This window comes from Chelatococcus asaccharovorans, assembly GCF_003201475.1.
Taxonomy (GTDB): Bacteria; Pseudomonadota; Alphaproteobacteria; order Rhizobiales; family Beijerinckiaceae; genus Chelatococcus; species Chelatococcus asaccharovorans.
The window spans coordinates 841,373-867,131 of record NZ_QJJK01000001.1; the positions used below are offsets into that span (position 1 = coordinate 841,373).

General features: G+C 61.0%; 22 protein-coding genes and 1 riboswitch. Of the genes, 16 read left to right on the forward strand and 6 right to left on the reverse strand.

The window, feature by feature from the left end:
• Positions 1-54: 54 nt before the first annotated feature.
• From C7450_RS03980 to C7450_RS03995, 4 genes are read left to right on the forward strand one after another with little or no spacing between them, the layout of a single operon-like run.
• Positions 55-834, forward strand: a complete 780-nt coding sequence (locus C7450_RS03980; protein WP_110373046.1) for an ABC transporter ATP-binding protein — start codon at positions 55-57, stop codon at positions 832-834.
• Positions 831-1,559, forward strand: coding sequence for an ABC transporter ATP-binding protein (locus C7450_RS03985; protein ID WP_110373047.1), 729 nt, complete (start codon positions 831-833; stop codon positions 1,557-1,559). Before C7450_RS03980 ends, C7450_RS03985 begins: the two co-directional genes overlap by 4 nt.
• Positions 1,556-2,458: a branched-chain amino acid ABC transporter permease gene (locus tag C7450_RS03990; protein WP_110373048.1), complete on the forward strand. Its 903-nt coding sequence runs from the start codon at positions 1,556-1,558 to the stop codon at positions 2,456-2,458. Before C7450_RS03985 ends, C7450_RS03990 begins: the two co-directional genes overlap by 4 nt.
• 7 nt (positions 2,459-2,465) lie before the next feature.
• The gene (locus C7450_RS03995; protein WP_110373049.1) at positions 2,466-3,410 is read left to right on the forward strand and encodes a branched-chain amino acid ABC transporter permease; all 945 of its coding nucleotides are present in this window, start codon (positions 2,466-2,468) and stop codon (positions 3,408-3,410) included.
• Positions 3,411-3,437: 27 nt separating this feature from the next.
• Here C7450_RS03995 and C7450_RS04000 read toward each other — a convergent pair whose 3' ends face one another.
• Entirely contained in the window at positions 3,438-4,160 is a 723-nt protein-coding gene (locus C7450_RS04000) for a GntR family transcriptional regulator (protein ID WP_110373050.1), read from the reverse strand.
• 331 nt (positions 4,161-4,491) lie between these two features.
• Between C7450_RS04000 and C7450_RS04005 the strand changes: the two genes are divergently transcribed.
• The 4 genes from C7450_RS04005 (at position 4,492) to C7450_RS04020 (ending at position 10,576) form a co-directional block, all read left to right on the forward strand.
• The gene (locus C7450_RS04005; RefSeq protein WP_245449458.1) at positions 4,492-5,775 is read left to right on the forward strand and encodes an ABC transporter substrate-binding protein; all 1,284 of its coding nucleotides are present in this window, start codon (positions 4,492-4,494) and stop codon (positions 5,773-5,775) included.
• 219 nt (positions 5,776-5,994) lie between these two features.
• Positions 5,995-8,292, forward strand: coding sequence for a molybdopterin guanine dinucleotide-containing S/N-oxide reductase (locus C7450_RS04010; RefSeq protein WP_110373051.1), 2,298 nt, complete (start codon positions 5,995-5,997; stop codon positions 8,290-8,292).
• Positions 8,289-9,602 (forward strand): NAD(P)/FAD-dependent oxidoreductase, encoded by a 1,314-nt coding sequence (locus C7450_RS04015; protein ID WP_110373052.1) that lies wholly within the window; start codon positions 8,289-8,291, stop codon positions 9,600-9,602. The genes C7450_RS04010 and C7450_RS04015 overlap by 4 nt, the downstream gene beginning before the upstream one ends.
• Positions 9,603-9,604: 2 nt before the next feature.
• Positions 9,605-10,576 (forward strand): ornithine cyclodeaminase family protein, encoded by a 972-nt coding sequence (locus tag C7450_RS04020; protein ID WP_110373053.1) that lies wholly within the window; start codon positions 9,605-9,607, stop codon positions 10,574-10,576.
• A 181-nt stretch (positions 10,577-10,757) separates the two neighbouring features.
• Here the strand turns inward: C7450_RS04020 and tdh are convergent, their stop codons facing one another.
• From tdh to C7450_RS04035, 3 genes are all read right to left on the reverse strand, one after another.
• Positions 10,758-11,783 carry an L-threonine 3-dehydrogenase gene (gene tdh / locus C7450_RS04025; protein WP_110373054.1) on the reverse strand — a complete coding sequence of 342 codons (1,026 nt, stop codon included), beginning with the start codon at positions 11,781-11,783 and terminating at the stop codon, positions 10,758-10,760.
• Positions 11,784-11,803: 20 nt separating this feature from the next.
• Complete coding sequence (locus tag C7450_RS04030; protein ID WP_110373055.1) at positions 11,804-13,006, reverse strand: glycine C-acetyltransferase; 1,203 nt, start codon at positions 13,004-13,006, stop codon at positions 11,804-11,806.
• A gap of 123 nt (positions 13,007-13,129) precedes the next feature.
• Positions 13,130-14,392 carry a D-amino acid dehydrogenase gene (locus tag C7450_RS04035; RefSeq protein WP_110373056.1) on the reverse strand — a complete coding sequence of 421 codons (1,263 nt, stop codon included), beginning with the start codon at positions 14,390-14,392 and terminating at the stop codon, positions 13,130-13,132.
• Positions 14,393-14,525: 133 nt separating this feature from the next.
• Positions 14,526-14,613, reverse strand: a riboswitch (glycine riboswitch).
• A gap of 74 nt (positions 14,614-14,687) precedes the next feature.
• Between C7450_RS04035 and C7450_RS04040 the strand changes: the two genes are divergently transcribed.
• Positions 14,688-15,290, forward strand: coding sequence for a helix-turn-helix domain-containing protein (locus C7450_RS04040; protein ID WP_245449459.1), 603 nt, complete (start codon positions 14,688-14,690; stop codon positions 15,288-15,290).
• 223 nt (positions 15,291-15,513) lie between these two features.
• On the opposite strand, the gene C7450_RS04045 is transcribed toward C7450_RS04040, so the two are convergent.
• On the reverse strand, positions 15,514-17,244 hold the full coding sequence (locus tag C7450_RS04045; protein WP_245449460.1) for a Na/Pi cotransporter family protein: 1,731 nt from the start codon (positions 17,242-17,244) through the stop codon (positions 15,514-15,516).
• Positions 17,245-17,364: 120 nt separating this feature from the next.
• On the opposite strand from C7450_RS04045, the gene C7450_RS04050 reads away from it, so the two are divergent.
• The 4 genes from C7450_RS04050 to C7450_RS04065 are packed head-to-tail and all read left to right on the forward strand — an operon-like array spanning position 17,365 to position 21,867.
• Positions 17,365-18,048 carry an FCD domain-containing protein gene (locus tag C7450_RS04050; RefSeq protein ID WP_170147031.1) on the forward strand — a complete coding sequence of 228 codons (684 nt, stop codon included), beginning with the start codon at positions 17,365-17,367 and terminating at the stop codon, positions 18,046-18,048.
• Positions 18,049-18,080: 32 nt separating this feature from the next.
• Positions 18,081-19,349 (forward strand): phosphonoacetate hydrolase, encoded by a 1,269-nt coding sequence (gene phnA, locus C7450_RS04055; RefSeq protein ID WP_110373058.1) that lies wholly within the window; start codon positions 18,081-18,083, stop codon positions 19,347-19,349.
• A gap of 3 nt (positions 19,350-19,352) precedes the next feature.
• Complete coding sequence (gene phnY, locus C7450_RS04060; RefSeq protein ID WP_170147032.1) at positions 19,353-20,816, forward strand: phosphonoacetaldehyde dehydrogenase; 1,464 nt, start codon at positions 19,353-19,355, stop codon at positions 20,814-20,816.
• A 7-nt stretch (positions 20,817-20,823) separates the two neighbouring features.
• On the forward strand, positions 20,824-21,867 hold the full coding sequence (locus C7450_RS04065; RefSeq protein ID WP_110373059.1) for a threonine aldolase family protein: 1,044 nt from the start codon (positions 20,824-20,826) through the stop codon (positions 21,865-21,867).
• Positions 21,868-21,896: 29 nt separating this feature from the next.
• On the opposite strand, the gene phnF is transcribed toward C7450_RS04065, so the two are convergent.
• On the reverse strand, positions 21,897-22,637 hold the full coding sequence (gene phnF / locus C7450_RS04070; RefSeq protein WP_110373060.1) for a phosphonate metabolism transcriptional regulator PhnF: 741 nt from the start codon (positions 22,635-22,637) through the stop codon (positions 21,897-21,899).
• A gap of 173 nt (positions 22,638-22,810) precedes the next feature.
• Between phnF and C7450_RS04075 the strand changes: the two genes are divergently transcribed.
• From C7450_RS04075 to C7450_RS04085, 3 genes are read left to right on the forward strand one after another with little or no spacing between them, the layout of a single operon-like run.
• Positions 22,811-23,980, forward strand: coding sequence for an ABC transporter ATP-binding protein (locus C7450_RS04075; protein WP_110373061.1), 1,170 nt, complete (start codon positions 22,811-22,813; stop codon positions 23,978-23,980).
• Complete coding sequence (locus C7450_RS04080; protein ID WP_342588486.1) at positions 23,977-24,897, forward strand: carbohydrate ABC transporter permease; 921 nt, start codon at positions 23,977-23,979, stop codon at positions 24,895-24,897. Before C7450_RS04075 ends, C7450_RS04080 begins: the two co-directional genes overlap by 4 nt.
• A complete protein-coding gene (locus C7450_RS04085; protein ID WP_110373062.1) occupies positions 24,894-25,730 on the forward strand; it encodes a carbohydrate ABC transporter permease in 837 nt (278 codons plus the stop codon). The genes C7450_RS04080 and C7450_RS04085 overlap by 4 nt, the downstream gene beginning before the upstream one ends.
• Positions 25,731-25,759 lie beyond the last annotated feature (29 nt).

Below are 25,759 nucleotides of genomic sequence, written 5' to 3' on the forward strand. Positions count from 1 at the left end.
CGCGGCAATGACTTCCGGAAATCGATCTCTCACCCTCCAGAGCGGCATGATGAGATGAGCGACGTCATCCTCGCAACGCGTGGCTTATCGCGCAGCTTCGGTGCCCTGCGCGCCGTCGACAACGTGAGCCTGTCTATCGCCGACGGCGGCATCACCGGGCTCATCGGTCCGAATGGGGCCGGCAAAAGCACACTTTTCGGTCTGATTGCGGGCGAGGTCATGCCGAGCGCCGGAGAGATCGATTTTGCGGGCCAATCGATCACGGGTTTCCGGCCGGATCGGATCTTTCGCGCCGGATTGGCGCGCACCTTCCAGATTCCGCGCCCGTTTCCGAAGATGACGGTGCTCGAAAACGTCATGCTGGCGCCCACGGCCCAGGCCGGAGAGCAGTTCTGGAACAACTGGTTTCGGCCTGCACTCGTGCGCGAAGAGGAGAAGCGGTGTCGCGCGCGCGCCATGGAGGTGCTCGGCTTCACAGGGCTGGCCGCCAAGGCGCAGGACTTGGCGGGCGTGCTCTCGGGCGGTCAGCAGAAACTCCTCGAACTGGCGCGGGTCATGATGGTGGAGCCGCGGCTCATCCTGCTCGACGAACCGGCGGCCGGGGTCAATCCGGCGCTGCTGGAAACCCTGATCGAGAAGATCGTGGCGCTGAACGCGAGGGGAATCGGCTTCCTCATCGTCGAGCACAATATGGATATGGTGATGCGGATCTGCGGATCGATCATCGTCATGGCGCAGGGGCAGGTGATCTTCACCGGCCGTCCGCAGGATGTCGTTCGGGAACAGCGCGTGGTGGACGCCTATCTGGGCGACGTAACGGAGCTGGCGCTATGATCAGGCCACTGCTCGTCACGCGCAATCTGCGCGCCAGCTATCGCCGAGGCCTGCCGATCGTCCACGACATCTCCGTCGATGTCGCCCCCGGCGAGCTCGTCACCCTGGTCGGCCCCAACGGCGCGGGCAAGTCGACCTTCATGAAGGCGCTCGCCGGCCTCGTCATGATCGAAGGCGGCACCATCCAATTCGACGATCAGGACATCACGGGGCGGTCCACCTACGCCATCATAGCAGCCGGCGTCGGTTTCGTGCCCCAGACCGGCAATGTCTTTGCCTCTCTTTCGATTGAGGACAATCTGATCGCAGGCGGGCACACCCTTTCCAAGGCGCTGCTGCGCGAACGGCTCGCGCGCGCCTTCGAGAGGTTCCCCGCGCTTGCCAATCACCGACGGTCGGCCGCCAACGTCCTGTCCGGCGGCCAACGGCAGATGCTCGCCGTCGCGCGCGCCCTGATGACCGAGCCGCGGCTGATCATGCTGGACGAGCCGACGGCCGGCCTTGCGCCGAAGGTGGTCCAGGAGGTTCTCGCCGACCTGCGTGCGCTCGCCGACAGCGGCGTCGCGGTGCTGATGGTCGAGCAGAACGCGAAAGCGGCGCTGCGCATCTCTGACAGGGGCTATGTCCTGGTGGAGGGGCGCAATCACACGACAGGCACGGCGCGCGACCTGCTCGACGACGCGGCCATCGCTGAAGCCTTCCTTGGATTCCGGAGAGCGCCATGATCGGCCAGGCGATTGCAGACGGCCTTTTGACGGGCGGAATTCTTGCACTCGGCGCGATCGGCTATTCGCTGAGTTCGCAAATCCTGAAATTCGCGAACTTTGCCCATGCCGAGTTTCTGACGGTCGGCGCCTATCTCGCGCTGGCCCTCGTCACCCTTATGGGAGCGGCGGAGCCGATCGGCGCGTTGTCCTTCGGCCTGCCCCTGATCGTTGCAACGATTCTCGCCGGTATCGGGACAGGATTGGTCGCGATTGCGGTCGACAGACTCGTCTTCAGCCGGCTGCGCTCGCGCCGCGCGGCGGCTCTCACGCTCGTCTTTGCCAGCTTCGGCGTGGCACTGATGCTGCGCAATCTCGTCCTGCTGCTGTGGGGACCGGATGCGCATTACTACGGCCAGGAGCTTCAGATCGCGATCGAAGTCCTGCCCGACGTGCGCCTCCTGCCCGATCATGTGTTCGTGCTGGCCCTGACACTTATCCTTGTCGTCTCGCTGCATCTCTTCCTGCAGTCGAGCAGAGTGGGTGTCGCGATGCGCGCGATGGCGGACAGCCCGGCATTGTCGCAGGCGTGCGGCATCGATACGGCGAGCGTCATCCGCTGGACGTGGTTGCTGGCGGGCATGCTGGCGGCCTGTGCCGGCGTGTTCACCGGGCTCACCGTCCAGATCAGGCCGGAGCTCGGCTTCAACATGCTGCTCGCCGTTCTCACCGCGGCTGTGCTCGGCGGGTCCGGCAGCCTCTTTGGCGCCGTTGTCGGCGGACTGATCGTCGGACTGGCGGAAAGCCTCTCCGTCCTGGTCATTCCCGCAAGCTACAAGCCTGCGGTGCCATTCCTGTTGCTCCTGCTCGTGCTCTATGTCCGGCCGCAGGGGCTCTTCGCCAAGTCGACACGCGCGTGAGGGCGGAATGATCGGTCTGTTGTCCTATCTCGTGTTTTTCACGAGCGTCGCGCTGATCCTCGCGGTGGTCGTGCTCGGGCTCAATCTGCAGTGGGGCGCGACAGGCCTCTTCAATGCGGGCATCGTCGGCTTTTATGCCATCGGCGCCTACGCCTTTGCGATCCTGACCGCGCCACCACGCCCCGAGCTTATCGGCAATTTCGGCCTGCCCTGGCTCGCCGGGCTGGCCGGCGCCATGGTCGCTTCGGCCTTAGCTGCCCTTGTCATCGGCCTTGCCACGCTCAAATTGCGCGACGACTATCTGGCGATCGCGACCTTCGGCATCGCCTCGACGATCCAGCTCCTCGCCCTGAACGCCGACCCGCTGACCGGCGGCGCCATGGGCATCGCATCGATCCCCAACCCCGCCCGCGGCCTGACCGGCTCGCCCATCATCAACAATCTCTGCTATCTCGCGCTTGTCCTGGCGATCGTCGCGCTGGTCTACGCCGGCCTGCAGCGGCTCGTTGAATCACCCTGGGGGCGCGTGCTGAAGGCGATCCGCGAGGACGAGATCGCCGCGCAGACCCTCGGGAAGAATATCAGCCTGTTCCGGCTCCAGGCCTTCGTGCTGGGCTCCATGCTCATGGGGCTCGGCGGCGCGCTCTACGTCGGCTTCGTGGGCTTTATCAGCCCTTCCGACTTCATGCCGATCCTGACCTTCCAGATCTGGACGATGCTGATCATCGGCGGCAGCGGCAACAACAAGGGCGCGATCCTCGGCGCGATCGTGGTCTGGGCGCTGTGGACGCTGATCGGCGCCGCGACATCCCTGCTGGTTCCCGCGCAATATCAGGCTTATGGCGGCGCGCTGCAGTCCCTGGTCATCGGGCTCATCCTGGTGCTGACGCTCCTGCTGCGCCCACGCGGCCTGATCGGCGAACGCAGCACCACGTCGCGTCACGCCGCCTGAGCGGAGCCGGTGGCGAGGCGTCGCGATTCAGCGCTTCTTCTTGCGCTTGGGTGTCGAATTCCCGACCTCCTCGCGACACAGCCGGCGGAGAAGGTCCTGGGTCGTCTCGATGTCGCCCTTCACCGCCTTGGCCGCTGCGCGGGCATCGCCCGCCTCGATCGCCGCAACGAGGTGCCGGTGGTGGGAGCTCGGTGTGTAGCTGCCGGTGATCAGAAGGGGCTCGATATAGTTCGAGAGCATACGCATATAGGGCCCGAAGCGGAGCCAGAGCGTCTGGATGAATTGCACGACAACGGCCGAACCGCAGCTGTCATAGATCGCGAAGTGGAATTCCTGGTTTTGGGCAAGCATCCTGGCAAGGTTGCGTTCGGCGGCGGCATCCTCATGCTCCAGCATCAGCGCCGTGAATCGCCTGCGGTCTTCGGCCGTGCTGCGCGCGGCGGCCAGCTTGACGGCAAGCGTCTCGAGCGAGATGCGCGTGAGGCATAGATCGTTCAAGCCGGCCAGGCTGACCGTCGGCACTTTGGCAGATCCGCTGGCAACGACGACCAGCGCATTTTCAGCGGTCAGGCGACGCAGGGCCTCGCGCACCGGCATGTGGCTCGTCCGGAACGTCTCCGCAAGAACGGCGATTGTCAGGGTCTGCCCCGGTTCGAAATGTCCGGACATCAGCGCATGCCGCAGCTGCCGGTAGACGCCGTCTTGAATCGTCGAGCGCGACGAGACCGGCTCAAGGAAATCGATGGCCATTCCAGATCACTTTTTGATCAAACGATGCTTCGATTTGCAACATAGGACGCCAGCCTTGCCGGGACAAGCTATCGCCTGGCCTTAGAACTCCCGAAGGGTGTCGTTGCACGGCGTTTGCGTTGTTCCGCGCGCAAGCGTCGAACGGCGAATGGTGCGTATGAACCACATAAAAATCAAACAGTCATTGGACTTCCGCAGTGTCGCCTGGGCGCTTTATCACCTCCCGTTTGTATGCTCTTATGATCAAATGATGCAAGATCATGCCGGAGCCTCGGGCATTGCAGAGGGCTATCGGTATCGTTTCGACCAAAACATAAGAGAGGGGAAAGCCGTGTCGCACATAATCAGAACTCTGCTCATCGCCTGCGCCGTAGGCGCTGCCGGGTCAGCCCTGGCGCCGTCGCAGGTCATGGCGCAAAGCGTGGCTTGCCCGGTCAAGATCGGCGGTGTCCTGTCGTTGACCGGGTCGATGGGATCCGTCGGGAAGAACATCGCCAACAGCGCCCAGCTCGCCGTGCAGCACATCAATGGCGGGGGCGGCGTCAAGGGATGCCCGGTCGAGCTCGTGCTGCGCGACGATCAGGGACAGCCCAATGTCGGCGTCGACGCCGCCAAGTTCCTCGTCGAGGTCGAGCGGGTCGCGGCGCTGACTGCAGCGATCTCCAGCGGCGTCACCATTCCCGTGCTGACCTCGGTTTCGGTGCCTTCCAAGATTCCGCAGATCGCCTGCTGTTCATCCGCGCCTATCCTCACGACGATGGCGCAGGAAGGGAAAACCGGCGGCTTCTTCTTCCGCACCTTTCCGACGGTGAAGAACCTGGCCTACCCGCCGGCAAAGATCGCGGCCGAGCGCGGCTGGAAGCGCATCGCGATGATCTACGTCAACACCGACTACGGCACGAGCCTGGTGAAGGACTTCACGCGCGCGACCGAGGCATTCGGCGGCAAGGTCGTCAAGGCCGTCGGCTTCAACGAGAATCAGGCCTCCTATCGCGCAGAGGTCGCTTCCGCCCTCGCCGAGAAGCCGGATGCGATGTTCCTCGTCGCCTTCCCGCAGGATGGCGCGACGATCGCGCGGGAGTGGATATCGCTCGGCGGCACGCAGAACCTGATCCTCAACAACGCCCTGCGCAGCCCGGACTTCGTCAAGGCCGTCGGCGGTAAATATCTGGCCAAGGCGTTCGGTACGGATAATGCTTCGGCAGCCGGCCCGTCCGTCAATGTCTTCAAGGACGCCTTCGAGGCCGAGTTCAAGGCGAGCGCGGCTGGCCCCGGTATCTACAATATCTATGACGCCGTGATGGTGCTGGGACTAGCGATGAATATCGCCCCCGACCTCTCGGGCACCGCCATCCGCGATGCGATCCGCAAGGTCCATGTGGCCGGCGGGGAGACGGTCTCGACCGGTCCCGCCGAGTTCAAGAAGGCTCTTGGGCTGATCGGGAAGGGCGCGCCGATCAAATATCTCGGCGCAACCGGCCCGGTTGAGTTCGACGCCAATGGCGACGTCAGCGGTCCGGCGCTCGCCTGGCGTGTCGATGGTACCGATCTCGTCATTGACCGCAGCTTCTCGACCGAAGATATGCAGAAGCTGTTCAAAGAGATCGACGGCTGACACAACAAGGAGCTCGGTGACGCGCGGGCTAGTGGTTCTGCTCCGACATTTGCATCCGCCTTATACAGGCCTCGGAGCAAATGTCGGAGCAACGAGAACCACTAGGAAGTTAATGGTTTTAGTGGAGCTTTTGAATTTGACATTTGATCTGGCGCCTCATGTCTGGCGGGACTCAAATGTCAAATTTCGCTCCACTAGGCCCGTCCGTCTGAGATAGCCATGGCGCATTACACGTTGTCGCATTGGGGGCTCTACGAGGTCGAGCCACGGACGGGGCGCGATCCCGCCATCGCTCCATTCCGGCGCGATCCCGACCCGAATCCGATCGGCCTCTACCAACTCGATCCGGCGTTGAAGCGTCTGCGGGTGCGGCGGCCCGCGATCCGCGAAAGCTGGCTGCGCGATGGACCTGGCGCGTCACCGGAGCGGCGGGGGCAGGATGCCTTCGTCGAGGTGCCGTGGGACGAGGCGCTCGATCTCGTCGCCGGTGAAATCGCGCGTGTCCGCAAGCATTTCGGAAACAGTGCGATCTTCGGCGGCTCCTACGGCTGGTCGAGCGCGGGGCGTTTCCACCATGCGCAGAGCCAGGTGCACCGCTTCCTCAATGCCGCGGGCGGCTATGTCCGGCATGTCGATTCCTACAGCCTCGGCGCTGCCAATGTGGTGTTGCCGCATATCGTCGCCAGCATGGACGAGTTGATGGCGAGCCATACCTCCTGGGAGGTGATGGCCCGTCATACCGAACTCTTCGTCACCTTCGGCGGCGTGCCGGTGAAGAATGCGCAAATGAATGCCGGCGGCGTCGGGCTGCACGGCGTGGCGCTTGGCCTCGCCAGCATGCGGCAGGCCGGCGTGCCATTCGTGAATATCGGCCCGGTCCGCGACAATCTCGGCAAGGCCGGCGTCGATGCGGAGTGGATTGCGTGCCGCCCCAACACCGATACCGCGGTGATGCTGGCCCTCGGTTTCGTGCTGTGCTCGGAGAACCGCGTCGATCGCGACTTCCTCGATCGCTGCTGCGTTGGATACGACACCTTCGCGGCTTATCTGACGGGCGCCGCCGACGGCATAGCCAAGACGCCGGAATGGGCTGAGACGATCAGCGGCGTGCCGGCGGCGACGATCGCCGCGCTGGCGCGACGCATGGCCGCTTCACGGACCATGCTCAACGTGTCGTGGTCGATGCAGCGCGCCAGCCATGGCGAACAGCCGTTCTGGGCGGTGATTGCGCTGGCCGCTATGCTCGGGCAGATCGGCCAGCCTGGCGGCGGCTTCGGCGTGGGCTACGGCGCGGCCAATCTCGTGGGCAGCGCGCATGCGAGAGTGAAGGGACCGACGCTTTCGCAGGGACGCCCGGGCATCCCCGACTTCATCCCCGTCGCGCGGATCGCCGACATGCTGCTCGGGCCGGGGGAGCCCTTCACCTACAACGGCCAGACCTTCGCCTATCCCGATATTCGACTGATCTACTGGGCCGGAGGCAATCCCTTCCACCACCATCAGGATCTCAACCGGCTGAGGCGGGCCTGGCAAAAGCCGGAGACGATCGTCGTCAATGAACAGTATTGGACGGCGACGGCCAAGCGTGCCGATATCATCCTGCCGGCCACGACGACGCTCGAGCGCGACGATATCGGCTCCGCGACGCTGGAAGCCTTTCTCGTGGCGATGAAGCGCGTCGTGCCGCCCGCGCATGAAGCACGCGACGACTACGATATCTTCGCGGCGCTTGCCGACCGGCTCGGCTGCGCCGAAACCTTCACCGAAAACCTCGACACGATGGGATGGCTGCGCCGCCTCTATGACGAAGGCCTCGCAGTCAATCACGAGCGTGGGTTCGCCCTGCCCGATTTCGACAGCTTCTGGCGGGAGGGGCTCGTCGATCTGACCGCACATGATCGCCCGGCGACGATGCTCGCGGACTTCGTTGCCGATCCCGCGCGCCGTCCGCTGCGAACCCCGTCCGGACGCATCGAGATCTTTTCGGAGAAGATTGCCGGCTTCGGGCTGTCGGATTGTCCCGGCCATGCGGTCTGGCGGGAACCCTCCGAGTGGCTCGGTGCGGACAAGGCGAAGTGTTTTCCGCTGCATTTGCTCACGGATCAGCCCGCGCGGCGCCTGCACAGCCAGCTCGACGCGAGCCCCCATAGCCGCGCCGGCAAGGTCGCGGAACGCGAGCCGGTCTATCTCAACCCGGCCGACGCGGCCGCCCGCGGCATAGCCGACGGACAGATCGTCGAAGTGTTCAATGATCGCGGCCGCTGCCTGGCCGGGGCTATTATCAGCGACGATATCATGCCCGGCGTCGCCCGCCTGTCGACCGGCGCCTGGTATGACCCTGATCCCGCGACGGATCTCGACCGGCATGGCAACCCGAACGTGCTGACGCGCGACGCGCCGGCCTCCTCCCTGTCCCAGGGCTGCAGTGCGCAAAGCTGCCTTGTCGAGATCGCCCCCTGGACGGGGGACGTTCCCCCCGTCACAGCCTTTGATCTGCCGGAGTTCACGACGCGATGACGTCAGCGAGGCGATACGACCCGGCGGCACCCCAATACCAAAGGACCGTCTGGTGGAGCACGGCTGCGCCGCGGCCGTACACGGATACACTGACGACAGATATCACCGCGGACATCGCTGTGATCGGAGCGGGCTTCACCGGCTTGACCGCGGCGCTGCATCTCGCCCGCGCAGGCGCAAAGGTCGTTGTGCTGGAGGCGGATGCGATCGGCGCGGGGGCGAGCGGCCTCAACGCCGGTTTCGTCGTGCCGAATTTCGCGAAGGCCGATCCGGCCGCCGTCATCGCGCGGCTGGGGCGGGAGCGCGGCGAGCGGCTCCTCAGTATGATCGGCGCCGGCGCCGACCGGGTCTTCGCGACGATCCGCGACCACGACATCGCCTGCGACGCCGAGCAGGTCGGCTGGATGCATGTTGCCCATTCGCCCGCCATGGTGGAGGTGCTTGCGCGCCGGGCCGAAGCCTGGCGGGACCTCGGCAGGCCCGTTTCCATGCTGGATGAGGCGAGCGCGCGCGCCCGTTCCGGGCTAAAGCATTGCGTCGGCGCCCTGCTCGATGTGAGCGGGGGCATGCTCCATCCCTTAAACTATGCCTATGGCCTCGCCGGCGCCGTGACCGCTCTCGGCGGGCATATCTACGAGCGCTGTCCGGTCGGCCGCATAGAGCGGGCTGGACACGGCTGGCGCCTCGGCTGCGGCGAGCGGACGGTTCACGCCGAGCAGGTCCTCCTCTGCACCAATGCGTTCGAACAGGGGGCGGCACGCCGTCTCGGCCGGTCGACGGTGCCGCTCACCGTCTATCAGATCGCCACCCAGCCCATCGACGCGGCAATCGTCCGCAGGATTTCCCCGCAGCGCAACCCGGTCGCCGACACGCGGGCGAATTTGATGACCTACCGTCTCGACCGCGATAACCGCCTGATCAGCGGCGGCATGGCGATCCTGCCTGTCCGGGCGGAAGAGCGGATGGCGCGGATGATCGTTGAGCGCCTTCAGCGCGAACTCGCCTTGCCGGAAACGCCCGAAGCCGCCTTTGTCTGGCGCGGTACGGCGGCGATGACGACCGACTTCCTGCCGCATCTCTACGAGTTCGGGCCGGGCTTTCTCGGCGGCATCGGCTGCAACGGGCGCGGTATCGCCCTGACGGCCATGCTGGGCGAGGTCATGGCCGCAGCAGCGGGCGGCGCGCGCCTTCAGGACCTGCCGATCGGACTGGCGCGCGCGGGCCGCATTCCCATGCGCATGCTCGCCGTCGCCGCGCCATCCTTCGCAATTGCGCAGGCGCGCTGGCAGGACAAACAGGCGGGACTGTGACGATGCTGATCCTCGATGGGATGGACGTTCGCGCAGCGCTCACGATGGAGGATTGCATCGAAGCGGTGCGTGAGGCGCTGAAAATCTTTGCGCGCCGGGAGTGCGAGCAGTTTCCGCGCTTTCAGCTCAAGCCGGCGACGGCCGCGCCGCTGATGGGGCTCATGCCGGCTTTCCAGGGCGGCGACATGCCGGTTTGGTGCCTGAAGGACGTGCTGGTCGCATCGGGCAATCGCGCACGCGGCCTCGACAGCCATCAGGGCGTCATCCTGCTTCATGACGGCACGACCGGTGAACCGCTGGCGGTCGTGGATGCAACAGCGATCACCGCCGTGCGGACGGCGGCGACCAGCGCGGTCGCGACGCTCGCCCTGGCGCGCCCCGACGCCCGGAGGATCGCGATCCTCGGAAGCGGAACGCAGGCGCGTGCCCATATCGACGCCCTGCGTATCGCACTGCCGGGGGCCGAGATCGTCCTCTGGGCCCGTTCTCCCGGGCAAGCCGGGCGACTGGCCGAAGAAGCCGGATGCCGCTTGGCGTCGACGATCGAGGATGCTGTCGTCGACGCCGATATCATCTGCACGGTCACGGGCGCGCGCGAGCCCCTGCTGCGGCGGGATTGGCTCAAGGCCGGCTGCCACATCAACGCCGTCGGCGCGAGTTCGCCCCAGGCGCGGGAGCTCGGCACGGATATCGTCGCGTCAGCCGCGTTCTTCGTGGATTCACGCGCGCAAGCCATGGTCGAGTGCGGTGAACTGCTGCTGCCGATGCGTGAAGGGGCTATCGGCGAGGATCACATCCGCGGCGAGATCGGCGAGGTTCTGGTCGGCGCCCGCCCTGGCCGGTCCAGCGCCGACGCGCTGACAGTCTTCAAATCCCTCGGCATGGCTGTTGAGGACATGGCGGCGGCCGTTTGTGCCCTGCGCAACGCGAAGACCATGGGAATAGGGCAGGAGATCCGCTGGCGGGCCGGCTAGAGTATAATCCGACCGGAGTGAAACGAGGATCGATAAGATTATGCTCCAGCGGCATCGGTCCTGAGGGAATTTCGTCCTTCACCCCAGTCGGACCGCGCGCCACTCGTTTGCCGGCCGCATATGCCGGTGAGGTGAGGCTTCCGCACCGAGTTCGGTTGATTTCGCCCCGTCGGACCTTTCATCAATTCCAATCGAGGACGATCTTTCCGCTATTGCCGCTCTTCATGATTTCGAATCCCATCTCGTATTCTTGAGCTGGCAAACGATGCGTGATGACCTTGCGGATATCGAGCCCGCTTTCGAGCATGGCGAGCATCTTGTGCCATGTCTCAAACATTTCACGACCGTAGATGCCTTTGATTGTCAGCATCTTGAAGACGACCTTGGCCCAATCGACCGATGCTGGTCTTGCCGGGATGCCAAGCATGGCAATCTTGCCGCCCATGACGAGATGCTCGACCATCTGCTCGAATGCCGCTGGCGCTCCGCTCATCTCCAGCCCGACATCGAAGCCCTCTCTCAGGCCGAGGCGTGCTTTGACGGACTGCAAATCCTCCTTGCCGACGTCCACGGGCTCGACATCCGCCACCTCCGCCGCGAGGGCGAGCCGCGTTGGATTGACGTCCGTGATCACCACGTGGCGTGCGCCCGCGTGACGCGCGACGGCCGCAGCCATGATGCCGATCGGGCCCGCTCCCGTGACCAGCACATCTTCCCCGACAAGGTCGAACGACAAGGCTGTGTGAACGGCATTCCCGAGCGGATCGAGGATGGCGCCCAGCTCGTCGTCGATCGAATCCGGCAATGGCACCACGTTGAACGCCGGCAATCTGAGATATTCAGCGAAGGCGCCGGGGATTTGAACACCCACGCCCTTGGTCTCGGGATCAAGGTGGAACCGACCGCCGCGCGCCGCCCGGCTCTTCATCCCGACGACATGCCCTTCGCCGGAGACACGCTGGCCGACCCGCAGATGTCGGACATTTGCGCCCAGTTCGACGACCTCGCCTGCATATTCATGGCCGACCACCATGGGGACCGGTATCGTCCTCTGCGCCCACTCGTCCCATGAATAGATGTGGATGTCGGTGCCACAGATCCCGGTCTTCCTGATCTTGATCAGAACATCGTCCGGACCGATCGAAGGCACCGGGCATTCGTCCAGCAACAAACCGGGCTGAGCGTCCCACTTCACGAGAGCCTTCATGAGAACACCTCTATTGATCATCAAATGATGCCCAACGCCCTGCCCGCGTCGGCGAAGGCATCGATCGCGCTGTCCACTTCTTTTTCGGTGAGAGCTGCGGACATCTGTGTCCGGATGCGTGCCTTGCCCTTCGGGACAACCGGATAGAAGAAGCCGGCAACGTAAACCCCGCGGTCGTCCAGCGCGGCTGCCATCTTCTGCGCCAGAGGCGCCTCGTGCAGCATCACGGGAATGATCGGCGTCACGCCCGGAAGAAGCTCAAACCCAGCCTGTTCCAGACCGGACCGGAAGCGTTTGGAATAGCCGGCGAGCCGCTGCCGTCGGTCATCCGCGTTCTCTGCGATCTCGATGGCCTTGATCGAGCCGGCGGCGACCGCTGGAGCCAGGCTGTTGGAGAAGAGATAAGGCCGCGACCGCTGCCGCAGGAGATCGACGATCGGCTGTGATGCGGCGACAAACCCTCCCATCGCACCGCCCAGGCTTTTCCCGAACGTGCCGGTGACGATGTCGACCCTCTGGCCGACGCCCGTGAGTGCGGGCGTTCCACGGCCAGCCTCTCCGAGATGCCCCGTGGCATGGCAATCGTCGACCATGACGATGGCACCATAGCGGTCGGCCAGATCACAGATCGCCGGAAGATCGGCGACATATCCGTCCATCGAGAATACGCCGTCGGTGGCGACCAGCTTGAATCGCGCCCCGTCTCGGTCGGCCTCCTTCAGCCGGTCCTCCAGTTCGTTCATGTCGCCATTGGCAAAACGATAGCGCTTCGCCCTGCAAAGGCGAACGCCATCGATGATCGACGCGTGATTCAGTGAATCCGAGATGATGGCGTCGTCCGCCTCGAGGAGCGGCTCGAACACCCCCCCATTGGCGTCGAAGCAGGCCGCGAAAAGGATCGCGTCATCCTTCCCCAAATAGCGAGCAATCGTCCGTTCGAGCTCACGGTGCAGCGTCTGTGTACCGCAGATGAAGCGGACCGATGCCATTCCGAAGCCGAATTCGTGCAGAGCCTGCTGCGCTGCGGCGATCACCTCGCGATGATCGGCCAGGCCAAGATAATTATTGGCGCAGAGATTGATGACCTCGCGGTCCACGCCGTCCGAGCGAATGCTGACGGTGCCAGCTTGCGGGCCGGTGATAAGGCGTTCCCGCTTGTAGAGGCCTTCAGCTTGGATCTGCGACAGCAATCCTCGGATATGATCATCGATACGTGACGCCATGGCTTCCTCGCATTTCGCTATATCATATTCATTCCTGTATATCGGAAATCTGTCAAGAGAAGCTGCCCGGGGCAAGCGCCGCGGACAGCGCCGGTGAATGCGGCCCGCTGGTGCCGGGGGACGTCAGCGCGCCGTGCGAGATGCGTTCTGAATGAGCGCCGTGGCCATTTCCGCAGTCGCTGCAGACAATGTCCAGCCGAGATGGCCATGGCCGGTATTATAGACCACGCCGGGCCGCCTGCCCTGGAACACGCGCGGCATCATATCGGGCATCATCGGGCGCAGCCCCGCCCAGGGCACAGATTGGCGCGTGCTCATATCCGGAAAGTGCTTGCGACACCACCTGACGAGCGGCTCGATGCGCGAGCTGCGGATATCGCGGTTGAGGCCATTGAATTCGGCTGTTCCTGCTACCCTGAAGCGATCCCGACCCAATCGGCTCGTGACGATCTTGGCATCGTCGTCGAGGAGGCTGACCCAGGGAGCAGCCTCGACCGCGGCACCCACGTCCAGGTTCACCGTGATGGAATATCCCTTCACGGGATAGACGTTGACCCGGTCCCCCAGCTGAGCCGCGAACCGTCGCGATTCGACGCCGGCGCAGACAACGACCTTTTGGAATGAAGCTTCAGCTTGGGTCCCGCCTGACCCGCTATCGCCATGGACGCCCTCGAAACGAAGCCGGATTTCCTTGTCACGCGCATCGATGCGGACGATATCGACACCAAAATTCTGCTCGACGCCCAACCGGCGGCACGCATCAGCGAGCCCGTTCGTGAACTTGTGAATGTCCCCGGTGAAGTCGCTCTCCGTGTAAAAACCGCCATAGATCTCGCCATTCAAGGCTGGCTCGATCGCCTTGATGTCACTTGGCGTGACCGCTGTGCGATGAAGCCCCGCCCGAGCGAGCAGCTCTGTCACCCGGCAGGCCTTCTCGAAATCGCTTCTCGTTTTATAGAAATGGAGGATTCCGCGATCCTCGCGATCGAAGGCGATATTCTCGTCGAGGGCCATCTGCCGAAGGTGCGAACGCGCTTCGATCGCCAGGCGGGCCGTCGTTTCGGTGTTTCGCTCGTATTTCGGGATCGCGGCAACGAACTCCGCCATCCACGAAAGCTTGTGCCAAGACGGCTTCGGGTTGACAAGCAGCGGCGCGCCGGGGGTGAACATCCATTTGAGACCCTTCACCACGGTCGCCCAATTGTTCCAGACCTCGGCATTCGAGGCGGAGAGCTGCCCGCCATTGGCGAAGCTGGTCTCCATCGCAGGATAGGGATGCCTGTCGAACAGGCTGACCCGATATCCAGCTTTTGCCAATTTGTAGGCGGTCGTAACGCCCGTAACACCGGCGCCGATGACGGCAACGCTTTCAGACGATGAGGACATAGCAAATCACCTGCACACGCAGGCACCCATGCCCCCTCTGTCATTGGCCTGAGAGCTTCACAACGCGACCGGGATTGGCCCGCTGCTTACACCATCGGCGGAAGCCAGCCGGCTTCGCTTTTCAGAGCTCTGTCTTCTGTATGCGGTCCTTTTGCCTGAGAGTTTCCGGGGCGGTTGCTCCTTCGGCGAGACACTAGCCGTCTCTCTCCCGCATATGCGATAAATACCCGATCAGAAGGACAAGGCAATACGAATTGTGAGAAACAGGAAAATTCCGATAAACAGGATCAGCGACTTGCCTGCGGCCCTCACGGCGCAAAAGAAGGCCAGGATGACACAGCGAACACCGCGAATCGGCCCGGCCATCCGGAAGGAGCGCAAGCTGCACAAGCTGACCCTCGAGCAACTTTCCGCACAATCCGGCGTGTCAAAATCCATGTTGAGTCAGATCGAGCGCGGCGAAGCCAACCCGACATTCGCAGTCGTCTGGAGTCTGACGCAGGCGCTTGGCATCGAATTCTCAGAGCTCATCGGCGGAAGTGGCGCGCCCCCGCGCACCGGCTACATCGAGATTACGACGAAGACATACACGCCCCAAATTTGGAGCGCTGACGGGCTTTGCCGCCTGAAGATCCTCAGCTCACCCCCATTGGCCGGCCGGATGGAATGGTACGAGGTGGAGATCGAGGCCGGCGGGAGGCTGGAGAGCGAGCCGCATGCGCCTGGAACATTTGAACATTTTACGGCGCAGTCGGAGGGCTTCGAAATCACGTGTGGAGAGAACGCGGCGCAGCTGAGGGAAGGCGAAACGGCGCGCTATCCCGCTGACGTTTCGCACTGTATTTCCAACGCCAGCAACAAGCCCGCGCGCGGCTTTCTCGTGGTGCTGTACCGCTAGAGAGCGCGGCTCTCCATGCCTGTACGGATGCTGGATGGGGACCGATAAATGCGCTGTAGCGCAGCCAGCCGGCTGCAACAGCCGTTGATTATGCTGTTTGTGATCATTCCTAACCTGAGCCCCTCTGCAGCGAGACGATGCTATGGCAGAACGAGGGGCGCTGTCAGCTACGGAGGCGGTCAGCCAACCTCCGGCGTGGAAGAATGGGAATTTTCAGCACGCTTCACCGCTCGGTTCCAACCGCAACGACGCGACTTTCCCGTAGCAAACCATGGCGCTTTAGAATGGGGTAGGCAATCGCTGCTATGTGAGCATTGATTCGCTTCAGATCGCGTAGCATGTCCATATGAAGCGAACTGGTTTGGATACTTTCGACGATCCCCTCTCTCAATCGCGACATATGATTCGCGGCGGAACGCTCCTCCAGATGACGAATATCGACCTTTGCCTTAACGAGTTTCCTGGCAAGGTGATCGTCCATCGATAGAAGTATGCTCTGGGCCATCCGTAGATTCGAAAATGTCAGGTTGTATATTTCCTCTATTTCCGCGGCCCCTTCACTCGAAAAACTCAATTGATTTCGGATCTTTTTTTCCACCAGTTCGCACAGGTTCCTGTCAATTATGTCGCCCACATGTTCGAGATTGGTAGCGTAGCCGATGATATCGTCCGACCTGTCTGCTTCTCCGATATTGAGTCGCGGCCGATCAAGCCGGGCAAGATAGAGCTTAACCGCGCTATTGAGGCGATCGATCTCATCGTCCATATCCGCAATCGATGCGCATCTGGATATATCGTTTATTCGCAGCGCCTCGAGACTCATTTCCAGCATCGAAGCGATACGATCGCCGATAGCCAACGTCTCTCTGGCGGCCCCGGCGAGTGCCAATGCAGGACTATCCAAGCACTCCGCGTCAAGATGCAGCGGACCGCTACGCGGTCCCGGCGCATCCGGCAGTATCTTCCGCATTAGCATCGACCATGGCCGGAGCAATGGCAGCATAATGGCGGCGATACTGATGTTGAACAGAATGTGAGCGTCCGCGACGAACAGACCGGGATCAACTGCGAACTTCGACAATAGCGCTGAGACAGTCTCAATGAAGGGCAGAAGCAGGATGCATCCGAGAAGGCGAACGAGCAGGTTTCCAAACGTGACACGACGAGCGGCTGCCTGATGGCGCAGGGTCGCGACAAGGGGTGGAATAGCACCGCCGAGATTGGCTCCCAGCACAAGGGCCAACCCCGTCATCGGGGAAACCGTATCTGCGGTGGCAAGCGACATCGCCAGTAGCACGATCGCCATGCTGGAGGACGCCGCCGCGGCGAGGACGGCAGCAACCGCAACAGCGAGAACGGGCACGGCCTCAAGAGCCGCCATCAATGCGGTAAGGACCTTTGCATGCCGCATCGGTTCGGTCGCCTGGCCGAGAAGTTGAAGTGACAGCAGCATCATGCCGAGCCCGAGCAAAGCGCGGCAAAAACCTTTCAACGGTTTCGAATGACTGAAACTGAATGACACAACGCCGGTTGCGATCAATAGCGGCGCCAAGAAATGAATATCAAACACGAGAAGCCGCGTGACGATGCCAGTTCCGATATTGGCGCCCAGCATGATAGCTTGCGCCATCATCGAACTCATAAAACCGCCTGCCGTAAAACTTGCGGCCATCATCGCGGTCGCGGTGCTGCTCTGCAGCACGATCGTTGCTGCGATCCCGACCCCAAATGCCGCGACCCGGTTGCGCACTGCCGACCCTATCCACAGGCGCAACCGCGGGCCGAAGGCCCTCATGACGCCGGTCTTAACCATCCGCACCCCCCACAGCAGAAGGGCTACTGCACCACATAAATCGAGCACGTCCTTCCTCCTCCCGCGGCGATTTTCAAGGCCGCTCCTCCCGCTAAGGTTCTTCAGCCGCATCGTTCGAACTGCGTCGGAGACAAAATCCATTGGCCACACAATGGCTCGTCAAATCGCCCAGCCTCTCGTCCCCACAACTACCGCTTGAAAATCCGTATTCCATGTTGCATGTTGTTGACAATCTGGAAAATCAATGTTGGATTATGCGGCATGGAAACGAGAAACACTCCCCCCTCCACATCGATCGCAATGATGCGCGCCAATTCGCTGGCATCCCTGGCTCAGTCGGAAATGGAGGCGCTAATCCTCAGTGGGGCGCTCAAACCGGGCGATCGGTTGGGCGAAGCCGAAATGGCGGAACGGCTTGGTGTCAGCAGAGGCCCGGTCCGTGAGGCGTTCCGCGCTCTCGAAGAACAGGGGTTGGTCCGGATTGAAAAGAACAGGGGGGTGTTCGTTCGGCAGGTCACCATTGCCGAAGCCGATGAAACCTACGCCGTCCGCGCGGTGCTTGAGGGACTTGCCGGGCAAACCCTCGCACTACGGGCCTCCCAACACGAACACGGAACGTTGCAGACATTTCTTGCGAGCATGAAAGAGGCCGCCTCCAAGCGGTCGATGAAAGAATACGCGGACCTAAACGTCCGATTTCATCAATTCATCGTAGATGCGTCCGGCAACGGCAAGCTCAAGGAAATCTACGACGGCATTATCATGACGCTGACGATGTACCGTAATACCACCCTGGTGCGCGGAAATTCGCTGGAAGTCTCTCTGATGGAGCATTCTCGGATCGTGAACGCAATCTGCTCAGGCGACCCTGTCGAGGCGCGGCAGGCGATGATCGATCACGTCGAGTCCAGTCAACGACGCATGCACGCCACCCAAGATGATTAGTCCGTGCATCGATCTAAATGGAAAGTAAAACCATGTCCCTCAATGCCGCTTCGAGGCGGGAAGTCCCGTACGTGCATGCGAATGGCAGAACCTATCAATGGCCCCAAAGGCCGGTCGTCGTCGTCTGCATAGACGGCTCGGAGCCGGACTACATTGCTTCCGGCTTAAAGGAGGGCTATCTCCCGAATATCGCCCGGATCATTGAGGCCGGAACGTGTCTCACTGCTAAATCGGTCATCCCAAGCTTCACCAATCCAAACAATATTTCTATCATAACGGGGCGCCCTCCGTCCGTACATGGCATTGCCGGAAATTACTTTTACGATACGTCTTCCGGGACCGAAGTGATGATGAATGATGCCCGCTTCATGCGGGCGGAGACGATTCTCAAGGCGTTTCAGGACGCCGGCGCTAAAGTCGCCATGGTTACGGCAAAGGATAAGCTCTGCGCGTTGCTGGCCAAGGGCTTGGATTTTTCCAAGGGTCAAGCCGTCGCCTTTTCGGCAGAAAAGGCGGACCGCGCAACACAAACCTCCAGCGGCATTGATAACGTACTGGAATTCTCCGGCCTGCCACTACCTGAGGTATATTCCGCCGATTTATCGGAATTCGTTTTTGCAGCCGGAGTGCGGTTACTTGAGACTTTCACGCCAGACCTGATGTATCTTTCAACCACCGACTATGTCCAACACAAGGCAGGGCCAGGCTCTGCTGACGCCAAAAGCTTCTACTGTATGATCGATCGGTATGTGGGCGAGTTGGATGCGCTGGGATGCGTACTTGCTTTGACGGCCGATCATGGAATGAACGACAAGTTCCGCTCCGACGGGCAGCCAGATGTCTTCTATCTGCAGGAATGGCTCGACCAGAGGCTCGGCGAGGGGCGCGCTCGCGTTATCCTGCCGATCACCGACCCCTATGTGGGGCACCACGGCGCCCTCGGATCCTTCGCGACGGTCTATCTACCCGCTGGCGTGAATTGCAGCAGCGTTATAGCCGACTTGAGAGCGGCTCCGGCTGTGGAACTGGTTGCCACAAATGCGGAAGCGGCCGCAGCCTTCGAACTGCCCGAGGATCGTATAGGCGATTTAGTGGTCATTTCCACAAGGCACAAGGTGATCGGCACAAGTGCCGATCGTCACGACCTTTCCGGCTTGTCGGGTCCACTCAGGTCACATGGCGGCATTTCCGAGCAATCGGTACCGATGATCCTGAACAGAAAGATAGGCCGGCCCGTCAATCATGAACTGCGTAATTTCGATGTCTTCGACATTGCGTTGAACGCGGTTCTCCAAGAGTAGGAGATGACGATGCAAAGCATGCCGTCAGGCAAATGCCCAGCTATCGTGTCCGATGCGATGCGCATCGGCGGCAGGGAGGTTAAGACGGATGAAACCCTCGACGTCGTCAACCCTTTCACCGGTGCGGTTGTCGGCAAGGTGCCTTCTGCGCGACCCGAACACGTCAGGGAGGCGTTTGCGCGGGCCCGGGCCTTTCGCTCGCGATTGACCCGCTATGAGCGCCAGAAGATCCTCTTCCGAACTGCGGAAATCTTGTCGTCCAGGCGTGACTGGTTGGCCAGGCTTATCACAAGCGAGTCCGGGCTCTGCCTTAAGGACACCTTGTATGAGGTCAGCCGGGCATGCGATGTCTACAATTTCTCCGGGCAGTTGGCCGTGCGTGACGACGGCGCGATTTTTTCCTGCGACATCAGCCCGAATGGGGTGCCGCGCAAGATCTATACAACACGCACCCCGCTCCTCGGCGTTATCTCCGCAATAACGCCGTTCAATCATCCGCTCAACATGGTTTCACACAAAATCGCACCGGCGATAGCGACCAACAACCGCGTGGTTCTCAAGCCAACCGAACTCACCCCACTCACGGCTCTGGCGCTCGCAGACATTCTCTACGAAGCCGGTCTTCCGCCGCAAATGCTTTCGGTCGTCACGGGAAACCCGGGAACGATGGGCGATTCCATGATGACCGACCCCGATGCGGATCTGGTGACGTTCACCGGCTCGGTTCGCGTCGGAAAGCATATCGCGCGGACCGCCGGCTATAAGCGCCTTATTCTGGAGCTTGGGGGCAACGATCCCCTGATCGTCATGGAAGACGCAGATCTGGACCGGGCTGCGGAACTGGCCGTGACCGGAGCCACCAAGAATTCGGGACAGCGTTGCACCGCGGTGAAACGTATCCTCGCCGTCGAGTCGGTTGCCGACGAATTTGCAGAAAAAGTGGCGCAAAGGGCCGCGAACCTGACCTGCGGCGACCCGATGGATCCCTCGACCGATGTCGGAACGGTGATCAATGAAAACGCGGCGGCGCTTTTCGAACGGCGTGTGGCCGATGCGGTGGCGAAAGGGGCGGTTGTTCTCCATGGAGCGATGCGTCAGGGGGCCGTGTTCCCGCCGACCGTGGTCGATCATGTCCCTTACGACTGTGAACTGGTCCATGAGGAAACTTTCGGTCCGGTCATTCCCATCATTCACTGCCCCGATGACATCTCCGAAGTAATCCGGATTTCCAATTCCACGGCCTATGGATTGTCGTCGGGCGTATGCACGAACCGTCTCGATTACATCACCCGCTTCATCGATGAGCTGGATGTCGGCAATGTGAATATTGGAGAGGTGCCCGGGTTCCGCTCCGAGCTTTCGCCATTCGGCGGCATAAAGGACTCAGGTCTCGGCTATAAGGAAGGCGTCAGCGAAGCGATGGCGGCTTATACGAACAAGAAGACCTATTCTTTAGCCCTGACGTGAGCCTGGAATGATCGATCTCCGAAGTGACATCCTTGGCGGATGGTCCGCCGACGTCCTTAAGGCGATGATAGACGCCGCAAATGATCCGCGAGGCTTCGCCCATGGCGAGGACCTTAACCAGCGGGCGCTGGAGGAAGAGCTGTCCGGATTATTCGGATTTGAGGATGCACTCTTCGTCCCCACGGGAACAATGGCCAACCAGATCGCCGTCAGGATCTGGTGCCAGCCCGGACAGGTCATCATCGCGGATCGTGAGGCTCACGTAACGATTAACGAATCGTCCTCGACCGCCGGTCTGAATGGTGTTGCCGTCCGTGGCGTCGAAGGCAGCGACGGTCACCTCTCGGCGGACATGGTGAAAGAGGCCGTTGCGAATACGCCCAGATCGTCGATCGACCGTCAGGTCGGGCTCATATGGCTTGAGAACACGCATAATCATGCCGGCGGTACCGTTTCGCCGGCGGGCTGGATCCAAGCGGTCGGGCAATATTGCGACGCGATTGGAAAGCCCGTGCACATGGATGGTGCGCGCATCTGGAATGCAGCCGTCGCCACCGGAACCGAACCGTCTTACCTGGTTAAGGGGGCAACGAGTATATCTGTTAACTTAAACAAGGCGCTCGGTGCGCCCACGGGCGCTGCAATCCTTGGAAACCGCGCGTTCATCGAAGAGGCCGCCCGCGTACGCAAGATGTTCGGCGGCTGGTGGCGGCCCGTGGGAATGTTTGCTGCCGGCGCCAGCGCTGCCATGCGCAGTTACAAGGAAAGGCTTTCGGTAGACCATAACCGCGGCCGGCGGTTTGCGGCCCTTCTCGCCGAGCGCATCGCCCCGATCGGATCGGTCAATGCGCCCCAAACGAATATTGTCATGATGAGCGGACCTTCGGAAGATTGGGCAAAGACCATGCTCACCGAGCTGAAGAAACGCCATGTGCTTGCCTCCCCTTACGGACATGGCAGGATCCGATTCGTCATGCATGCGGCAATTTCGGACAGCGACATCGTTGCGGCGGCGGATGCGGTCCGCGACGCCATGAAGGCGGAGGAGTGATGCAAACCCTGGCTCGGACGCTCATCACCTCACATTTCGAGAACAAGCTCGATGCGATCGCTGCAATAGGCAGAGAAAGCATGTACGAGCGGTATGCCGTCGCTGTCGACGAGGGTGATAATCGTTTCCAGAAGAGGCACGCTTCGTCCAATCTGGAGATGGTGGGCCTCGCTCGCCTCAGGAAGTCGCGCTCGTATTTTCACATTTCGGCGCCTGAAATCCGCTACGCCCGCTCGCCGCAGAAGATCCTGGAACACGATCCGCTCGCTCTTGCTTTCGCTGAGTTCCCGAAAAGCAGCTTCAATGCCAGGCAGTCGGCCGAGTGCAAAAAAATGATGCCCCATGTAGACCGGAAGGGTGTCCGCCTCCCCGAGCAGCGTCGCGAGCAACAACTCGGTACCCCGAGGTACATCCAGGGCGCGGCCGATGTCCCCGGGGGCCGGGATCGTTGTAATGGACAGAATCTTGCGAGCTGGAACGTGGTTTCCTTCAAGCAGGTTCTGTTCAAACCATGTCTTCGGTCCCAAGCGAAAACCAATTGGCTGAAGGGTGACGAAAGTACCGCGTCCCCTCTCGATACGCACAATTCCTTCCGACTGGAGATGCGAGATGGCCTTGAGAACGGTGTGCTGATGAACTCCGAACCGGCTCGCCAAAGTCGTGCTCGGAGGCAGTTGGGAGCCTATCGGAAACGTGCCTGCAGCAATTTCCTCACTGAGGGTGGCGCTGATGCGCCGCCATAAATCCATATTTTCCCGGTTCAGCGTCATCTCTCGAATCGATTTTGGAGAATAGTCGGCAAAAAACGCTAGCCGAGAATCTCTGTCACACGCAAGTCATGTGTTATATAATAATAAAACTCTATAACGCTTCGCCCTGCGAAAGGTACGGATGGCTCGGTGACAGGCCAAGACATAAGGCAATCCATAATGGGGAACTACTGATGGCCAACGTCAGCGCGACCGACATAACGAAGATATTCGGTGGAACAAGCGTCTTGAACAGCGTGTCACTCGACGTGCGGGATGGCGAGTTTCTCACTCTTGTCGGGCCTTCCGGCTGCGGAAAATCGACATTGCTGCGGATTATCGCCGGGCTGGAGCGACAAAATTTCGGCTCTATTGCCATCGACGGGAAGGCCGTCGATGCGGTTCGGCCTAAGATGCGAAATGTTGCGATGGTGTTCCAATCCTACGCGCTCTATCCGTATATGACTGCCGAGGAGAATATCGCATTGCCCCTGGTGATGCGAAAGCTTACCGCGTGGCAAAGGCTTCCGCTCATAGGAAGCTGGATGCCCGGCGCGAGAGCTCGACGCGCGGAAATTGCACGAGAGGTTCAGGACGTTGCCAACGCGCTAGGGCTCGGGCCGCTCCTTTCGCGCAAGCCATCCCAGATGTCCGGCGGACAAAGGCAGCGGGTTGCGCTTGGCCGCGCTATGGTGCGCCACCCCGATGTCTTCCTCATGGACGAGCCGCTTTCCAATCTGGACGCGAAACTGCGCGTACAGATGAGGGAGGAGATCACCGGATTGCACCGGCGGCTGGGAGCGACATTCATCTACGTAACCCATGACCAGGCCGAGGCAATGACAATGTCCGACCGGGTGGCGGTTATGAAATCAGGGGACATCCTGCAGCTCGCAAGCCCGCAGCAGGTCTATAGCGATCCGGAGAACATCGAGGTCGCAAAATTCATCGGCAGCCCGCAGATCAATCTCATTCCTTCAATCGTAAACGAGAAGGCGGAACTGGAAATCTTCGACATGAAGGTTGCAGGCATATTGCCGGCATCTATCCGTCCAGGCATGTCGGTGACGATAGGCTTGCGGCCGGAAGCGCTAAAGCTCGCGCTGGATGATAGCTCCGACGGCCTTCTCGCCCATGTCACTTACGTCGAGAGCTTGGGTTCTGACAGCTACATCCACGCCAAACTCGTCGATCGCACTACGGCAGTCATCGCTCGTGCGACCCCGGCCGAGGCGGCAACGATCGGAAACGGAACAAGAGTCCGGCTGCGATTTTCTCCGAAAGAAGCGCTCATCTTCTCTGATAACGGGGAAAGACTCAGGTCAAACAATTGCCTGCCGATATTGAGGAAGGTAGGTGGATGATGGCAATTTCAACATTCTCAAATCAAAGAGCTTTACAGAAATACAATACCCGCGATACAATCTCCGCCTACGCTCTTGTGGGTCCGTCATTAGTATTACTGATCTGCCTTCTGATAGGACCTTCACTTGCTGTCTTTGCGATATCTGTAACAAACTGGCAGTTTGGTGCGCAGAGTTTCTCGTTCATTGGATTACAGAATTTTCGTGAACTGTTTGACGATCGGGTTTTCCTCAGTTCACTCTCGAACACTTTCATCTATGTCGCAGTCGTCGTCCCGAGCGTTTTGGGCCTTGGCCTGTTCGTGGCTCTGGCTATCGAATCCCGAAAGGAATTCCAAGCCTTCTATCGAGCCGTGCACTTTCTACCGGTTATGGCCACGCTTGCGGCTATGGCGATTGCGTGGGAAGCGCTCCTGCATCCGACTATCGGTTTGGTGACGAGATTGGCGGTCCAGCTCGGACTGGGCAGCTGGAACTTTCTCCACGACCCTAGACTGGTTCTCGCGACTTTATGCGTCATCGGGGTCTGGCAACATCTGGGCTACGCGATGGTTCTGTTCCTGGCAGGACTGAAAGCCATTCCGTCCGATCTTTACCAGGCGGCAGAAATCGATGGTGTTGATCACCCTCTCGACAGACTCCGGTATGTCACGCTTCCGATGCTGGGTCCGGTGATCATGTTCCTGCTGATCGTCATCACATTGAAGGCTCTGGAGACATTCGACACTGTCGCGGTGCTGACGCAGGGCGGACCGGAGAATGCTTCCGAACTCCTGTTGCACACGCTCTATGTCGAGAGCTTCCAGTTCTTCAGGACGGGATACGGCGCCGCGATGACAGTGGTTTTCCTCCTCATCGTCATCGCCATTATCTTCCTTCAGGCGAAAGTACTCGATAAGAGGGTGCACTATTCATGATCGCCGCACGCGCACACCACGGCTCCGCTGCTCTCCGTCACGTTGTCCTGATCGCCAGCAGCCTTTTCATTCTGATGCCCTTTGTGTGGATGGTCAGTCTCTCGATCAAGTCGCCCCAGGAGGCCTTCCAGCAAACCATCAGCCTCATCCCGAGTGTTTTTTACGGTCATGAGAACTACCAGCGAGCCTTCGTCGATGTTCCCCTACTGCGTTTCATGGGCAATGGCCTCCTGATCTGTATATCGGTCCTCGTCATTCAACTCGCCATTGCCGCCCCGTCCGCCTATGCTTTGGCCAAGTTGGAGTTTCGGGGAAGGGACGCCATCTTCGCGATGGTGCTCGTGGGCCTTCTGATCCCCCATCAAGTCTTGGCGATCCCGTTGTTTATCTTGTTCAACAAGATCGGCATATTAAACAGCTACGCATCGCTCATTCTTCCTGGTGTGATTTCACCCTTCGGGATCTTCTTGTTGAGACAGTTCTTCAAAGCCGTTCCCGATGACCTGATCCATGCGGCGCGGCTTGACGGGTTGAGCGAACTCTCGATCGTCTGGCGGATCATGGTCCCGTCCTCGATGTCTGCGGTGATCGCATTCAGCATCCTTTCTGTCGTCAGCCGATGGAACGACTTGTTCCTGCCGTTGATCTTCATTCAGGACCAACAACTCCTCACCCCACCGGCAGGGATCATGCTCTTCCGAAGCGAAGAGGCCGGGAACTCCTATGGCCCACTCATGGCGGCAGCTACCCTGATCGTGGCACCGCTGCTGATCGCATTCCTGATTGCGCAGCGTCGCTTCATCGAGGGACTGACAGTGAGTGGTCTGAAGTAACTCAAATGACCGTCGGCTGCTGGGGAGGG